The sequence below is a fragment of the Rhodopseudomonas sp. G2_2311 genome (assembly GCF_047501505.1).
Taxonomy (GTDB): Bacteria; Pseudomonadota; Alphaproteobacteria; order Rhizobiales; family Xanthobacteraceae; genus Rhodopseudomonas; species Rhodopseudomonas palustris_H.
In genome coordinates this window covers 143,607-158,448 of record NZ_JAZDRK010000008.1, presented here as the reverse complement: position 1 = coordinate 158,448, position 14,842 = coordinate 143,607, and the positions used below count along the sequence as shown (strand labels likewise).

The 14,842-nt window shown below is 64.1% G+C and carries 14 protein-coding genes; 4 read left to right on the top strand and 10 right to left on the bottom strand.

From position 1 onward, the window contains the following. Positions 1-16: 16 nt before the first annotated feature. Positions 17-811 (bottom strand): tetratricopeptide repeat protein, encoded by a 795-nt coding sequence (locus VRZ08_RS13515; protein WP_414532854.1) that lies wholly within the window; start codon positions 809-811, stop codon positions 17-19. 115 nt (positions 812-926) lie between these two features. Between VRZ08_RS13515 and VRZ08_RS13510 the strand changes: the two genes are divergently transcribed. Beyond that, complete coding sequence (locus VRZ08_RS13510; RefSeq protein WP_414532853.1) at positions 927-2,309, top strand: leucyl aminopeptidase family protein; 1,383 nt, start codon at positions 927-929, stop codon at positions 2,307-2,309. Beyond that, a complete protein-coding gene (locus tag VRZ08_RS13505) occupies positions 2,302-3,147 on the top strand; it encodes a C40 family peptidase (RefSeq protein ID WP_414532852.1) in 846 nt (281 codons plus the stop codon). Before VRZ08_RS13510 ends, VRZ08_RS13505 begins: the two co-directional genes overlap by 8 nt. Here the strand turns inward: VRZ08_RS13505 and VRZ08_RS13500 are convergent. The 9 genes from VRZ08_RS13500 to VRZ08_RS13460 form a co-directional block, all read right to left on the bottom strand. Further along, positions 3,131-3,769, bottom strand: a complete 639-nt coding sequence (locus VRZ08_RS13500) for an NUDIX domain-containing protein (protein WP_414532851.1) — start codon at positions 3,767-3,769, stop codon at positions 3,131-3,133. The genes VRZ08_RS13505 and VRZ08_RS13500 overlap by 17 nt on opposite strands. A gap of 7 nt (positions 3,770-3,776) precedes the next feature. After that, complete coding sequence (locus VRZ08_RS13495; RefSeq protein ID WP_414532850.1) at positions 3,777-5,414, bottom strand: ABC transporter ATP-binding protein; 1,638 nt, start codon at positions 5,412-5,414, stop codon at positions 3,777-3,779. Beyond that, positions 5,414-5,896 carry a type II toxin-antitoxin system VapC family toxin gene (locus VRZ08_RS13490; protein ID WP_414532849.1) on the bottom strand — a complete coding sequence of 161 codons (483 nt, stop codon included), beginning with the start codon at positions 5,894-5,896 and terminating at the stop codon, positions 5,414-5,416. Before VRZ08_RS13490 ends, VRZ08_RS13495 begins: the two co-directional genes overlap by 1 nt. Next, positions 5,856-6,083: a hypothetical protein gene (locus VRZ08_RS13485; protein WP_263989236.1), complete on the bottom strand. Its 228-nt coding sequence runs from the start codon at positions 6,081-6,083 to the stop codon at positions 5,856-5,858. Before VRZ08_RS13485 ends, VRZ08_RS13490 begins: the two co-directional genes overlap by 41 nt. Before the next feature lie 32 nt (positions 6,084-6,115). Beyond that, positions 6,116-7,294 (bottom strand): ABC transporter permease, encoded by a 1,179-nt coding sequence (locus VRZ08_RS13480; RefSeq protein WP_414532848.1) that lies wholly within the window; start codon positions 7,292-7,294, stop codon positions 6,116-6,118. Continuing rightward, positions 7,294-8,403, bottom strand: coding sequence for a microcin C ABC transporter permease YejB (locus VRZ08_RS13475; protein WP_414532847.1), 1,110 nt, complete (start codon positions 8,401-8,403; stop codon positions 7,294-7,296). The genes VRZ08_RS13480 and VRZ08_RS13475 overlap by 1 nt, the downstream gene beginning before the upstream one ends. A 1-nt stretch (position 8,404) precedes the next feature. After that, positions 8,405-10,273: an extracellular solute-binding protein gene (locus VRZ08_RS13470; RefSeq protein ID WP_414532846.1), complete on the bottom strand. Its 1,869-nt coding sequence runs from the start codon at positions 10,271-10,273 to the stop codon at positions 8,405-8,407. A 14-nt stretch (positions 10,274-10,287) separates the two neighbouring features. Beyond that, on the bottom strand, positions 10,288-12,183 hold the full coding sequence (locus VRZ08_RS13465) for an extracellular solute-binding protein (protein WP_414532845.1): 1,896 nt from the start codon (positions 12,181-12,183) through the stop codon (positions 10,288-10,290). Between the two features lie 212 nt (positions 12,184-12,395). Then, positions 12,396-12,950 carry a c-type cytochrome gene (locus tag VRZ08_RS13460; protein WP_107356467.1) on the bottom strand — a complete coding sequence of 185 codons (555 nt, stop codon included), beginning with the start codon at positions 12,948-12,950 and terminating at the stop codon, positions 12,396-12,398. A 199-nt stretch (positions 12,951-13,149) separates the two neighbouring features. On the opposite strand from VRZ08_RS13460, the gene VRZ08_RS13455 reads away from it, so the two are divergent. Beyond that, a complete protein-coding gene (locus tag VRZ08_RS13455; RefSeq protein WP_414532844.1) occupies positions 13,150-13,887 on the top strand; it encodes a 3-deoxy-manno-octulosonate cytidylyltransferase in 738 nt (245 codons plus the stop codon). A gap of 69 nt (positions 13,888-13,956) precedes the next feature. After that, positions 13,957-14,799, top strand: coding sequence for a prephenate dehydratase (locus VRZ08_RS13450; RefSeq protein ID WP_107345451.1), 843 nt, complete (start codon positions 13,957-13,959; stop codon positions 14,797-14,799). Positions 14,800-14,842: the final 43 nt, after the last annotated feature.

Here is a 14,842-nt window from a genome sequence, read left to right as displayed (position 1 = left end):
CGCTTAAAGGATCAGCTTAGCGGCCGGAGGCTAGCACGCCACGGCCCGCCGCTCGGGCGGCATCATGGCCGCTCACCATCTCCTTGAGATAGGCGACGTTGGCGGCGGCCTCGTCCGGCGGCAGGTCGGCACGGACGATCGACTCGGCCTCCGCGTAGCGGCCCTGCAGACCGATCACCAGCGCCAGGTTCTGACGCACCCGCGAGTCCGCCCGGCCGCTTGCGTAGGCACGCCGCAGCGTGTCTTCGGCTTTCGGCAGTTCCTTGGTCAGCACGTAGGACATGCCAAGGTTCGACAGCACCGAGGGCTCGTCCGGCGCGAGCCGCAGCGCGCTGGCGTAGTAACGCCGCGCTTCCTCATTGCGTCCCATCTGGTCGAGCACGGTGCCCTGCACCGACAGGATCCGCCAATCGGGATTGTCGGGGCTGTGCGCCCGCGACAGCGTGTCGAACGCCAACTGGAAATTGCCGTTGTCGGCAAGCGCGCGGCCATACGCGGCCCGCACTGCCTTGTTGCCCGGATTGGCGAGCGAGGCCTTCTCCAGCACCGCGACGGCCTGGGCGCGCTGGCCGATCGCGCGCAGCGCGTTGCCGTAAGCGATTGCGGCGTCGGGATCGTTGGGGCGTGACCGGTAGCGATCGCCGGCGATCTCGACGGCGCGGTTCGGATCGGCTGCGGCCTCGTTGCGGCTGCCGAGCGAGCCGGTGACATCGGCCATGCCCATGGTCTTGCAACCCGCGAGCGACGCCGCCAGGCTGACGGTCAGCGCCGCGGATGCGGCAAACCGGGCAAGACAAGGCAGGTCGCGCATGGCACCATACTCACAAAGCCGACGAATTCTGGCCCAGCAATAGAGCGTTAACCCTAATGTTGGGTTAATCCTTCCGGCCTCGGCACCGCCTCCAGATTCGAAAGAGCCGCAACGCATGCATCCGATTTTCCAAACCGAGCCCACTCCGTCCGCAACGCCAATTCTGTTCGTCACCAAATCCAGCTGGGATGCGGTGCGGGCTGATCTGTCCGAAGCAGCTCAGCGCTTTGCAACGGCGAGCGGCTATAGCGGCAAGCCGGGTCAGTACCTGGCGCTGCCGACGGCCGACGGCGAGATTGGACATGTGCTGTTCGGCCTCGACGAGCCGGGCGCGAAAAGCCACGACCCGTTCCGCCCCGGCGCCCTGCCCGGGCTGCTGCCCGCCGGCGTGTATCGTTTCGCTAACGCGCCTCACGATGTGCGGCTTGCCGCGCTCGCCTTCGCGCTCGGCGCCTATAAGTTTGGCCGCTATCGCAAGGCCGAGCCGACGGCCGTGCGTCTGGTTCCGCCGGACGGCGTCGATGCCGCCGCGATCAGCCGCGCCGCAGAAGCAGCGGCGTTGGCGCGCGATCTGATCAACACCCCGTCGAACGACATGGGCCCGGCCGAACTCGCCGACGCTGCGGATGCACTGGCGACGCGGTTCGGCGCGAGCATCAGCGTCATCGTCGGTGACGAGCTCGCCACCCAGAACTTCCCGTTGATCCGCGCGGTCGGCATGGCCTCGACCCGCGCACCGCGGCTGATCGATCTGACCTGGGGCGATCCGTCCCACCCGAAGGTCACGCTGGTCGGCAAGGGCGTGTGCTTCGACACCGGCGGCCTCGATCTGAAGCCATCGAGCGCGATGCTGATCATGAAGAAGGACATGGGCGGCGCCGCCAACGTCCTGGCGCTGGCTTCGATGATCATGGACGCCGGGTTGAAGCTGCGGTTGCGCGTGCTGATCCCTGCGGTCGAGAACTCCGTTGCCGGCAACGCGATGCGGCCGCTCGATATCTTCCCGTCTCGCAAGGGGCCGACCGTCGAGATCGGCAACACCGATGCCGAAGGCCGGCTGGTGCTGGCCGATGCGCTGGCCTATTCGGACGAGGACGCGCCGGACCTGCTGATCGATCTCGGCACGCTGACCGGCGCAGCCCGAGTCGCACTCGGCCCCGATCTGCCGCCCTACTACACCAACGATGAAGCGCTGGCGCTCGACGTCGCGCGCCACGCGAGCGCAGAGAACGATCCGCTGTGGCGGATGCCGCTATGGGGGCCGTACGACTCGTGGCTCGACTCCAAGGTCGCAAACATCAACAACGCGCCGTCCGGCGGCTTTGCCGGCTCGATCACCTGCGCGCTGTTCCTGCAGCGTTTCGTCGAAGCCGCCAAGAGCTGGCTGCACGTCGACATCTACGGCTGGACGCCGAAGGCCAAGCCTGGTCGTCCCGAAGGCGGCGAATGCCAGGCCGCGCGCGCGATCTTCGCGCTGTTGAGCGAGCGCTATGGCTGATCGCAGGCTGACGCCGGCGCGGCCCGACCTCGCCGCCAAACATCTCGAAGGCCAAGTCACCGCGGCGCGGTTCGTCGAAGGCGAAGTGTTCGAAGTCAGCTACGGCGCGGCTCCGGTGCGGCGCGAGCCGTTTTCCGGCGCAATGCTGGAAACCGAGGCACTAAAAGGCGAGCGCGTCACCGTCTATGACCGGACCGAAGAAGGCTGGGCCTGGGGCCAGTTGATGACCGACGGCTATGTCGGCTGGCTTCCGGACCTCGCATTGTACAGGCCCACCGCGGAGCCGACCCACAAGGTGACCGCGCTCCGCACCTTCGCGTTCCACGGCCCTTCGATCAAACTGCCGCCGGCGGAGACGCTGCCGCTCGGCGCGCGGCTGGCGATCGTGCGTGAGGATGCGAGTTTCGCGGTGACGCAGGAAGGCTGGCACGTGCCGCGCCGGCATGTCGCGCCACTCGCTGATTTCGAAGCCGATTTCGTCGCGGTTGCCGAGCGCTTTGTCGGCACGCCGTATCTGTGGGGCGGGCGGAGCAGTCTCGGCATCGACTGTTCGGGTCTGGTGCAAACCGCGCTGGCGGCCTGCGGGATCGCAGCGCTGCGCGACAGCGACATGCAGGAAGGCGCGCTCGGCACGGCTGTGTCGCTCGACCTGCAGGTGGCGCTGAAGCGCGGGGATCTGTTGTTCTGGAAAGGCCACGTCGCGATCGCGCGCGACGCCGTCAGCATCGTGCACGCCAACGCTTATCACATGGCGACGGCGATCGAACCGACGCAGCAGGCGATCGCGCGGATTGCAGCCTCCGGCAGTACGCTAACTGCGATCAAGCGGCTTGGCTGAAACACTCGCGCAGCCGCGCGCGATTGAGCGCCAGCCACTGCAAGGCGGTGACCAGCAGCGCATTGTTGAACGCGCCGCGGCTGAGCGCCGCCAGCGCCTCATCGATGGTTACGACGAACGGCTCGGTGTCCTCGTCTTCTTCGGCCAATCCGGCGCGTTGCAGCACCGCGCTGGAATCGACGTGGCCGACAAAGAAGATGACCTGCTCATCGGTGAGGCCCGGGGTCGGCAGGACGCGATAAAGCTCGGCAAGCTGCGTCGGCGCGACGCCGATCTCCTCGATGCATTCGCGCCGTGCCGCATCCCCATCGGTCTCGTGCGGATCGACCCGGCCGGCGACGATCTCGACCATGTCGCCGCGCCCAGTGGCAAGATGCGCCGGAAGGCGAAACTGCCGGATCAGGACAACCGAATCCCGCGCCAAATCGATCGGGACCACGGCCGCGACGCGGCTGGCGCGCAGCACGTCCCGCCGCTGCAACAGCGGCGGCTCGCCGTCGCGCCGGATCGACACCTCGAAACGCTGATAGGACATGAACCCCTGCCCGATCAGCTCAGGCGCCGACACGGTGACATCCGCCGCGTGGTCCGCGAGCTGATCAGTTTGGTCGCTCTCGCTCATCAAACACCTATTGGGCCGCAGCGCCGCCGGGCGCGGTCTCGAGCCGGAACGCGGCGGCAAACAGCGCCCGCGTATAGTCGGTCTTCGGAGACTTGAACAGCTCGGCCGCCGGGCCTTCCTCGACCACTTTGCCTTGTTTCATGACGATCAGATGACTGGCAAGGGAAGCCACGACGCGCAGATCGTGCGAAATAAACATATAGGTCAGATCGCGCCTGCGCTGCAGTTCGCGTAGCAGATCGACCATCTGCGCCTGAAACAGCATGTCGAGCGCGCTGGTCGGCTCGTCCAGCACAACGAAGTTCGGCTCCAGCACCACCGCACGCGCGATCGAAATCCGCTGGCGCTGGCCGCCGGAAAACTCGTGCGGATAGCGGAAGCGCGTCGCCGGATCGAGACCGACCTCCTTCAGCGCCTTGATCACCCGCGCTTCACGCTCGGCCTCGCCGAGTTGCGGCTGATGCACGCTAAGCCCCTCGGCGATGATATCGCCGACCGACATACGCGGGCTGAGCGCGCCGAACGGGTCCTGAAACACGATCTGCATATCGCGGCGGAACGGCCGCATCTGCTTGAACTTCAAGCCCTGGATATCGTTGCCCAGAAACACGATCGGCCCGTCGGACGAGATCAGCCGCAGCAGCGCCAATCCGAGCGTCGTCTTGCCCGAGCCGGACTCGCCGACCACGCCGAGCGTCTCGCCTTTACGGATCGCCAGCGTCACGCCATCGACCGCCTTGATGTGCCCGACCGTCTTGCGCATCAGGCCGCGACGGATCGGAAACCAGACTTTGAGGTCGTCGATGGAGATTACCACCGGCGCATCAGGACACGGCGGCGCTGGGTCTGGCTTCGGCTCGGCCGCCAGCAGCGCCTTGGTGTAGGGATGCTGCGGATTGGTGAACACCTGTTCGACCGGCCCCTGCTCGACGATCTTGCCGGTGTGCATCACGCACACCGTGTCGGCGATGCGACGAACGATGCCGAGATCGTGGGTGATGAACAGCATGCTCATCCCGAGCCGCGCGCGGATGTCAGCGAGCAGCGCCAGGATCTGCGCCTGAACGGTGACGTCGAGCGCCGTGGTCGGCTCATCGGCGATCAACAAATCCGGCTCGTTGGCGAGCGCCATCGCGATCATCACGCGCTGCCGCTGCCCACCGGACAGTTGATGCGGATAGCTGGCGAGACGTGTCTCCGGCTCGGGAATACCAACCTGCGTCAGCAACTCGATGACCCGCGCCCGCGCCTGGGCGCCGCGCACGCCGCCGTGCAATTGCAGGATCTCGCCGATCTGCGCCTCGATCGTGTGCAGCGGATTGAGCGAGGTCATCGGCTCCTGAAACACGATCGAGATCTCATTGCCGCGAATGCCGCGGATCTCGCGCTCGGACATCCCGAGCAGTTCGCGTCCCTTGAACCGGATCTGGCCGGACGGATGCGACGCGCTCGGATACGGCAGCAGCTTCAAAATCGACAGCGCACTGACCGACTTGCCCGAGCCGGACTCGCCGACCAGCGCAACGCATTCGCCACGCTTGATCCGGAACGACACATGATCGACGGCCGTCGACGTCCCGCTGGGCTGATGAAAGGCGACAGACAGGTCGCTGACATCAAGCAGAGGCTGGTTGATCGCGTCCATCAGGAGAGCTCATTGAGGAGTCGCGCCACATTCTGCGGGGTAGCGTCGATCAATGACATTCCCTCCGGCAACTTGATACGGCCATCGGCCGAGAGCACACGGGCGCAATTGGCTTTAATGGCTGTGACGACGTGAACCGCATCTGCCAACTTCGGCATTCCAGCCGCTCGACGATAAGTAGCCGTCTCGACCAGAACGTCCCGGCTGACAGGATACAGATCAATAATTCCGCTCCAGACGATCAAATTTAGATAGTAACGCCTTTGAAAGTCGGCAGCCTTCGGAAGCACTTCCGCCAGGGTTAATTCGCTTGTCACGGCGATCCCACGTCGGACACTGAAGGCGCGAAACAAGTTCTGTATGGGCTCGGCAAGTTCGGTACGCGCCTCCGCGCCGTAAATGAAGACATTTGCATCGAGATAGATGCGGCGTGAGGATGTTTCAGTCATCCCACTCGTCTCGGTCGCGACGAAGATCGGCATCGATCTCTTCCTTGGTACGGAAGGGAGGACGACGGAGCGCAAAAATCTCCTCTAGCGACATGACTTTCTCAGGCGGTGCATCTTCGACCGTCAGAACGACTGTCACCGTTGACGACGGCCCCACTTTGACCCGCATTTCCTCGGGAAGATTCGCGGCCGGATAATGCTCGAACACGATCTTGTTCATGGCCTTTGCTCCTAGCCGACCCTACCACACCTTCACCTGAACGTCTTGCGCGGGTCGAAAGCATCGCGGACGGCTTCGCCGATGAAGATCAGCAGCGACAGCATGATGGCGACGGCGAAGAACCCGGTGAAGCCGAGCCATGGAGCCTGAACGTTGGCCTTGCCCTGCGCCAGCAACTCGCCCAGCGACGGCGAGCCAGGCGGCAGGCCAAAGCCGAGGAAGTCCAGCGCCGTCAAGGTCATCACCGAGGACGACACGATGAACGGCAGGAACGTCATGGTCGCCACCATCGCATTCGGCAGCAGGTGACGGACCATGATCTTGGCGTTGGAGACGCCGAGCGCCCGGGCCGCGGTGATGTACTCGAAGTTTCGGCCGCGCAGAAACTCGGCTCGCACCAAACCGACCAGCGACACCCAGCTGAACAGCAGCAGGATGCCGAGCAGCACGAAGAAACCCGGCACCAGCACCGACGACAGGATCAGCAGCAGATACAGCGACGGGATTGCGGTCCAGACTTCGATCAGCCGCTGAAAGGTCAGATCGACCCAGCCGCCGAAATAGCCCTGGATGCCGCCGGCCGCGACGCCGATGATCGACGAGATGATCGTCAGGCTGAGGCCGAACAGGATCGAGATCCGGAATCCGTAGATCAGCCGTGCGACCACGTCACGGCCCTGATCGTCAGTGCCGAGCCAATTGTATTCGAGATCGCGGCAGCTCTTGACGCCCTTCTTGGCGACCACCGCAGCGCATTCCTGCCCGGTCAGGAGCCAGGTCGGTTTCGACGGCGCCGGCGTCGGCAGGTCGAGATTGTGGGTGCCGTAGGAATAGCGGATCGGCGCCCAGATCACCGTGCCGCCCTTGTCGGCGATCAGCTTCTGCAGAAACGGATCGCGATAATCCGCCGCCGTTTCGAAGTCGCCGCCGAAGGTGGTCTCGGAATAGGTCACGACCGCCGGGAAATAATAATGACCGTCGAGCTTGATCAGCAGCGGCCGGTCGTTGGCGATGAATTCGGCGAACAGCGAGATGCCGAACAGCACCAGAAAGATCCAGAACGACCAGTAGCCGCGCCGGTTGGCTTTGAAGTTCTGCCAGCGCCGCTTGTTCAGCGGCGACAGCGACAGCCGGTGGCGCGTTGGCGGCACCGCCTCGCCGAGCGGCGCCTGCGTGGTGGTTTCGATCGGCTCGCGTGCGATCAGCGTCATCAGACGTCCCGCGCCTCGAAGTCGATCCGGGGATCGATCCACATATAGGTGAGATCGGAAATCAGGTTCACCACCAGGCCGACCAGGGAAAAGATGAAGAGCGTGCCGAACACCACCGGATAGTCGCGGTTGAGTACGCTTTCGAAGCCGAGCAGGCCGAGCCCGTCGAGCGAGAAAATGGTCTCGATCAACAGCGAGCCTGAGAAGAACGCGTGGATGAAGGCGCTGGGAAAGCCGGCGATCACGATCAGCATGGCATTGCGGAACACGTGTCCGTACAGCACCTGGGTCTCGCTGCAGCCCTTGGCGCGTGCAGTCATGACATATTGCTTACGGATCTCGTCCAGGAACGAGTTTTTGGTCAGCAGCGTCATGGTGGCGAACGCACCGAGTGCCATCGAGATCAGCGGCAGCGTCAGGTGCCAGAAATAGTCGAGGATCTTCCAGTACCAGGGAAACTGGCTCCACCCGTCGGAGGTCAGCCCGCGCAGCGGAAACCAACTGAAGAATGAGCCGCCAGCGAACAGGATGATCAACAGGATCGCGAACAGGAAGCCCGGAATCGCGAAGCCGACAATGATCACCGCAGAAGTCCAGGTGTCGAATTTCGAGCCGTCCTGCACCGCCTTGCGAATGCCGAGCGGGATCGAGATCAGATAGGTTAGAAGCGTCATCCAGATCCCGAGCGACATCGAGACCGGCAGCTTCTCCTTGATCAGCTGCAGCACGCTGACATCGCGGAAGTAGCTCTTACCGAAATCGAACCGCGCGAAATTCCACAGCATGATCGCGAAGCGCTCGGGCGCCGGCTTGTCGAAGCCGAACTGCTTTTCGAGACTCTTGACGAATTCCGGATCGAGCCCCTGGGCGCCGCGATATTTCGAGTTCACCGCATCCGTCGAACCGGCGACCTGCGGCCGTGCACCGAAGTCACCACCGGACGAGCCCGAGATGCGCGACGAGGCGCCGGTGTCGGCCCCGGAAATCTGCGCGATCACTCGTTCAACCGGACCGCCCGGCGCGAACTGCACGACGACAAAAGAGACGAACAGAATGCCGAGCAGCGTCGGAAACATCAGCAGGACGCGGCGAGCGATATAGGCGGCCATGCTATTTCTTCCCCCGGTCGGCCGCGGCCGCCGTATCCTTCGCCCACCACAGTTCCGGCACGCCGACGCCGGCGTATTTCGGCAGATTCGGCGGATGGCCGAACACGTCCCAATAGGCGAGCCGGTGCGAGGCCGAATACCATTGCGACACCCAATAGCGCCCGGCGCGGATCAGACGGTCGAGCGCCCGCGCCGCGACCACCAGCTTGATGCGGGTGTCGGCGGCGATCACCTGATCGATCATCGCGTCGATCACCGGATCGGAAATGCCGGCGAGGTTGTTCGACCCCTTGGTGGCGGCCGCCTGCGACGAGAAGAAATTGCGCAGCGCGTCGCCCGGCACGGTCGAGAAGCTGTAGCGCTCGATCGCGAGATCGAAATCGAAATCATCGCGACGGGCCCGCTGCTGCACCGGATCGACCAGCCGCAAGGTCGCTTCGATGCCGAGCGTGCCGAGGTTCTTGATGAACGGCATGTGGTGAGGCTGGAATGCCGGCTCCTCGAGCAGGAATTCGACACGGAAAGGTTCACCGGACGGCGTCAGGCGTTTGCCGTTCTTGATCGGGAAACCCGCGTCGTTGAGGAGCTGCGCGCCGTGCCGCAGCAGCGCGCGGTCCTGCCCGGAGCCGTCGGAGGCCGGCGGCACGAACGGCGCACCGAACACCTCGTCCGGCACCTTGCCGCGAAACGGCTCGAGTAGCGCAAGCTCTTCGGACGACGGCGCGCCTACCGCCATCATGTCGGAATTCTGGAATGGCGACACCGTGCGCGCATAGGTGCCGTACATGATGGTCTTGTTGGTCCATTCGAAATCGAACGCGCAGCCGAGCGCCTCGCGGACGCGCGGATCCTTGAACTTGTCGCGGCGGGTGTTGATGAACCAGCCCTGCGCGCCCGACGGCGTGTCGTCCGGCAGCATCTCGCGCTTGACGCGGCCGTCGTGGATCGCGGGAAAATCGTAGCGGGTGTTCCAGATCCGCGAGGTGAACTCCTCGCGAAACAGGTAGCTGCGCCCGGTGAAGCCTTCGAAGGCGACGTCGCGATCGCGATAGAATTCGAACCGCACCGTGTCGAAATTGTACGACCCGACATTCACCGGCAGCTTGGCGCCCCACCAGTCCTTGACCCGATCGAATTCGATATAGCGGCCCGATTCCATCCGGCCGACCTTGTAGGGCCCACTGCCGAGCGGCACTTCCATGGTCGATTCATCGAACGGCTGCTTGGCGTAGTAAGCTTCCGAAAATAGCGGCAGCGCAGCGACGAAGAGCGGCACGTCCCGCGCGCGCTTCGGCTTGAAAGTGACGATCAAGGTCGCGTCGCCGTCGGCCTTCGCCTCAATGAAGTCGCGCAGTTGCTGCGTGATCAGCGGATGGCCTTTGGTCTTCAGAATGTTGAGCGAGAACGCGGCGTCACGCGCGGTCAGCTTGCTGCCGTCGTGAAACCGCGCCTCGGGCCGCATCGTGAAACGATAGGTCAGCCCGTCGGCGGAGATCGCCACTTTGGACGCGGCAAAACCGTACATCGCATCCGGCTCGTCACCCGCGCGCGCCATCAGCGTCGCAAAGGTCAGCCCCATCCCCTGCGCGCCGTCGCCCTTGAGGATGAAGGCGTTGAGCGAATTGAAGGTCTGGAACGACTGATTGAAGGCGCGGACCGACGGAATGGTCGAGAACAGCCCGCCCTTGGGAGCCTTCGCATCGACGTAGTCGAACTGCACGAAATCGGCCGGATACTTCAAGTCACCGAACGCCGAGATGCCGTGGGACACCGTTTCACCGTCGGCCGCGACGGCGGTGCCCCTCAGCTGCGCGGCGGCGAGCGCGCCGACGCCGAGAGCGAGCACGTTGCGACGATTGAGCTGCGCCATACGCGAAGCAATCCTCAAGAGCGCTTGCCGAGGTTGGCAGCCTTGTCGGCATCGTACCACCACAGCGCCGGCAGACCGGAGCGGGCGTATTTCGGCAGCGGCGCGTGCCCGAACCGATCCCAGCGCGCGTAGCGCATGAAACCGTAGGTGAATTGCGGCACGACGTAGAAGTTCCACAGCAGCACACGGTCGAGCGCCCGCGTGGCGGCAACCAGCGTGGCCCGATCCTTGGCGTAGATCACCTTCTCGATCAGCTCATCGATGGCGGGATTCTTGATGCCAATGGTGTTGTGCGAGCCCTGCTCATTGGCCGCCTGCGATCCCCAATAGTCGCGCTGCTCGTTACCGGGCGACAGCGACTGGCCCCACAGATCGGTGATGATGTCGAAATCGAACGCGCGAATCCGATTCTGGTACTGCGCGTCGTCGACCACGCGGATCGAGACGGCAACGCCCAGCCGCTCCAGCGACGGCTTGTAGAACAACGCGATCCGCTCCGACGATGGGTCCTGCACCAGGATCTCGACCGCAACCGGCTTGCCGGACGGATCGACCAGCTTGCGATCCTTGATGTCGAAGCCGGCTTCTTTCACCAGCTTGATGGCCTCGCGCAAGTTCGCGCGCACCGCCTCCGGATTGCCGCCGACTGGATTGGTGTAGGGCTGCGTGAACAGCTCGGCCGGCACCTTGTCGCGCACGGTTTCGAGGAACGCCAGTTCCTGCCCTTCAGGCAGCCCGCTGGAGGCGAGCTCGGTGCCTTCGAAGAAGCTCGCGATCCGCTTGTACTGTCCGTAGAACAGCTGCTTGTTCATTTCCTCGAAGTCGAACGCGTAGTTGAAGGCACGCCGCACACGCGGATCCTTGAACATGTCGCGGCGCGTGTTCAGCACGAAGGCCTGCATCCGGCCGGAGTCGTTGATCGGGAATTCTTCTTTGACGACGCGCTTGTCATTCACCGCCGGGAAGTCGTAGGCAGTCGCCCACTGCTTGGCAGAGTTCTCCATGATCCAGTCGGCCTGATCGGCTTTGAAGGCTTCCAGCGCCACCGTGTTGTCGCGGAAGTACTCGAACCGCAGTTCGTCGAAATTGTTCTGGCCAATCCGCACCGGCAGCTTCTCGCCCCAATAGTCCTTCACCCGCTCCAGCACGACCGAGCGGCCGGCGACGAATTCCTTGATCTTATAGGGGGCGGAGCCGAGCGGCGGCTCCAGCGTCGTCGCCGAGACGTCGCGCTTGCGTCCCTGCGCGTCGGTGCCTTCCCACCAATGCTTCGGCAGCACCATCAATTCTCCGACGATGGTCGGCAGTTCGCGATTGCCCGGCGCATCGAAGGTGAAACGGATGTCGCGCTCGCCGAGCTTCTCGGCTTTGACGACATGACGATAATATGAGGCGTAACGGGGGCTGTACTTCTTCAGCGCGTCGAACGAGAACACCACGTCGTCGGCGGTGACCGGCTTGCCGTCGTTCCAGCGCGCCTCCTTGCGCAAGCGATAGATCACCCAGGAAAAATCGTCGGGATGCGCGGCGCCCTCGGCGAGCAGACCGTACTCGGTGCCGACCTCATCCTGCGACGGCGTCATCAGGGTTTCGTAGAGATACCCCGCCGGACCGGCGATGTTGCCCTTCACGCCGGCGACCGCGAGATTGAAATTGTCGAAGGTGCCGAGCGCGATCTGCCGCGCGATACCGCCCTTCGGGGCTTTCGGATTCACATAATCGAACTGCGCGAAGCCGGCCGGATATTTGAGATCCCCGAACAGCGACAGGCCGTGGCGCCAGGCCGCACCATCGACGGCGGTTTCGGCGCGCGCCGCGCTCGCCCCAAAGGGACCGGGGCTGAAACTCAAAACCGGAGTCGCTGCGGCCAACAAGCCGCCCTGCAAAAGATGTCGTCGGGTCAACGTCACGATACTGAAATCCCTGTTCGCTGCGGTCTTCGCCCAGACCGGACTGTCCGAGGATTCGTCCGATTATGGCGATTTTGGCGGAGGATAACACCCCACGCACGGCCGACTTGCGGCGAAAGGTCCCGGTTACCGATGTTTAATCCGCCCCGGTTTCGCAAAACAAAACGGCCGGGAAAATCCCGGCCGTTCAACAATCCAATCTTGGAAAACCGTTACTTCTCTGCCGTCGCCGGCAGCGCTTCGGGCTTGTCGGAATTCTTGTTGAGATAGGCGATCAGGTCGGCCCGCTCTTTGTCGTTCGGAATGCCGGCGAAGCTCATCGCGGTGCCGGGGATGTAGCCCTTCGGATTGGCGAGGAACTTGTTGAGCTCGTCGAACGTCCAGGCGCCGCCCTTGGCCTTCATCGCAGCCGAGAAATTGAAACCGTTGCGGCCTTCGCCGCGATGGTCGCCGACGATGCCGTAGAGGTTCGGACCGACGCGGTTCGGGCCGTCCTTTTCGAAGGTGTGGCAGGCAGCGCACTTCTTGGCGACCTTGGAGCCCTGGTCGACCGAGGCGGTCTGCAGCAGCTTCTCGATCGGCTCGTCCGCCTTCGGCGCAGCATCCTTCGCCTGGGCCGGCTCGGCTTCCTTCACGGCGATGGCGTAGCCCTGCTTTTCGGGCTTGGTCGGGGAAAAGATCGCCTGCGCGGCGAAGTTGGATAGCAACAGGATCAGCAAGGTCCCGAAGATCGCGCCGACAATTTTGTTGAGTTCGAAAGTATCCATTTTCGCTCGCGTTTCCGAACCAGCCCGCGTCCGGACTTGTTCATCGGAGGCATTCTCAACTCGACTTTAGTCGGGATGAGATATCGGTTTGCCCCTGCGCTGGCAACCCGTATAAACGCCTCACACGCGTCGCTTCGGGCAGCCTGATACCAGTTCCGGCATTCGCTGCGGTGCATCATCCGCTGCAAGCGATCCTCCCATGACATCTCCTGCCACTCTGGTTCTGATCCCCGCCCGGATGGCCGCGACGCGGCTGCCAGGCAAACCGCTGCTCGACATCGCCGGGCTGCCGATGGTGGTGCAGGTGCTGCGGCGGGCGCAGGCGGCGGAGATCGGCCGGGTGGCGGTGGCGACCGATACGCCGGAGATCGCTGCCGCCGTGACTGCCCATGGCGGCGAGGTGGTGATGACCCGGTCCGATCATCCTTCCGGATCGGACCGCATCTTCGAGGCGCTGCAGACGCTGGATCCGGAGCGCAAGATCGAGACCGTGATCAACCTGCAGGGCGATTTCCCGACCATCCGCCCCGAGCAGATCGGCGCCGTGTTGGGCCCGCTCGCCGACCCGGCCGTCGACATCGCCACGCTGGCCGCCGAGATCCACACCGAGGAAGAGGCCACCAACCCGAACGTGGTCAAGGTGATCGGCTCGCCGCTCGCGCCGGACCGGCTGCGGGCGCTCTACTTTACTCGCGCCACCGCTCCCTGGGGCGACGGGCCGCGCTACCACCACATCGGCCTGTACGGCTACCGCCGCGCCGCCCTGGAGCGGTTCGTGGCGTTGCCCCCTTCCCCACTCGAGTTGCGCGAAAAGCTCGAACAGCTCCGTGCGCTGGAGGCCGGCATGCGGATCGACGTCGGCATCGTGGATACCGTGCCGCGCGGGGTCGATACGCCGGCCGATCTCGAGACTGCACGACGCGTGATCGGCGGCTGACCCCGCCACTGGCGAAAACCGCTACGGCTGCTAGAACGCGCGCCAGACACAGGACGCTAAGATCAGACCATGAAAATCGCATTCCAGGGCGAACCCGGCGCCAATTCCCACATCGCGATCAGCGACGCTTATCCCACCGCCGAGGCGATGCCTTGCGCCACCTTCGAGGACGCGCTGAGCGCGATCTCCTCGGGTGAAGCCGATCTCGGCATGATCCCGATCGAGAATTCGGTCGCCGGCCGAGTCGCCGACATCCACCACCTGCTGCCGACCTCCAAGCTGTTCATCGTCGGCGAGTGGTTCCTGCCGATCCGGCATCAGCTCGTCGCGGTGCCCGGCGCCAAGCTCGAAGACATCAAGACGGTCGAAAGCCACGTCCATGCGCTCGGCCAATGCCGCCGCATCATCCGCAAGTTCGGACTGAAGCCGATCGTCGCCGGCGACACCGCCGGCTCTGCACGGATCATCGCCGAGCGCGGCGACAAGACCTGCGCGGCGATCTCGTCGCGGCTGGCGGCGAAGATCTATGGTCTCGACATCCTGGCCGAGGACATCGAAGACGAAGCGCATAACACCACCCGCTTCGTGGTGCTGGCACGCGAGCCGCGCTGGGCGGCGCAGGGTTCGGGCAAGCTCGTCACCACGTTTGTGTTCCGGGTGCGCAACTTGCCGGCCGCGCTCTACAAGGCGCTCGGCGGCTTCGCCACCAACGGCGTCAACATGACCAAGCTGGAAAGCTACATGGTCGACGGCAATTTCTTCGCGACGCAGTTTTACGCCGACGTCGAAGGCCATCCCGAAGACCGCAACCTCGCCTTCGCTCTCGACGAACTGAAGTTCTTCTCCCGCGAATTCCGCATCGTCGGCGTCTATCCGGGCCACCCGTTCCGCGACACGTTCAGCGAGCGCTAGGCGAGAGCCCTGCCACGTCATTGCGAGCGAAGCGAAGCAATCC

Coding starts and splice junctions, on each gene's coding strand:
- VRZ08_RS13495 (WP_414532850.1), bottom strand. CDS start 5,414: ATGGACGCGATCAACCAGCCTCTGCTTGATGTCAGCGACCTGTCTGTC.
- VRZ08_RS13485 (WP_263989236.1), bottom strand. CDS start 6,083: ATGAACAAGATCGTGTTCGAGCATTATCCGGCCGCGAATCTTCCCGAG.
- VRZ08_RS13470 (WP_414532846.1), bottom strand. CDS start 10,273: ATGGCGCAGCTCAATCGTCGCAACGTGCTCGCTCTCGGCGTCGGCGCG.
- VRZ08_RS13510 (WP_414532853.1), top strand. CDS start 927: ATGCATCCGATTTTCCAAACCGAGCCCACTCCGTCCGCAACGCCAATT.
- VRZ08_RS13460 (WP_107356467.1), bottom strand. CDS start 12,950: ATGGATACTTTCGAACTCAACAAAATTGTCGGCGCGATCTTCGGGACC.
- VRZ08_RS13500 (WP_414532851.1), bottom strand. CDS start 3,769: ATGAGCGAGAGCGACCAAACTGATCAGCTCGCGGACCACGCGGCGGAT.
- VRZ08_RS13450 (WP_107345451.1), top strand. CDS start 13,957: ATGAAAATCGCATTCCAGGGCGAACCCGGCGCCAATTCCCACATCGCG.
- VRZ08_RS13515 (WP_414532854.1), bottom strand. CDS start 811: ATGCGCGACCTGCCTTGTCTTGCCCGGTTTGCCGCATCCGCGGCGCTG.
- VRZ08_RS13480 (WP_414532848.1), bottom strand. CDS start 7,294: ATGACGCTGATCGCACGCGAGCCGATCGAAACCACCACGCAGGCGCCG.
- VRZ08_RS13455 (WP_414532844.1), top strand. CDS start 13,150: ATGACATCTCCTGCCACTCTGGTTCTGATCCCCGCCCGGATGGCCGCG.
- VRZ08_RS13505 (WP_414532852.1), top strand. CDS start 2,302: ATGGCTGATCGCAGGCTGACGCCGGCGCGGCCCGACCTCGCCGCCAAA.
- VRZ08_RS13475 (WP_414532847.1), bottom strand. CDS start 8,403: ATGGCCGCCTATATCGCTCGCCGCGTCCTGCTGATGTTTCCGACGCTG.
- VRZ08_RS13490 (WP_414532849.1), bottom strand. CDS start 5,896: ATGCCGATCTTCGTCGCGACCGAGACGAGTGGGATGACTGAAACATCC.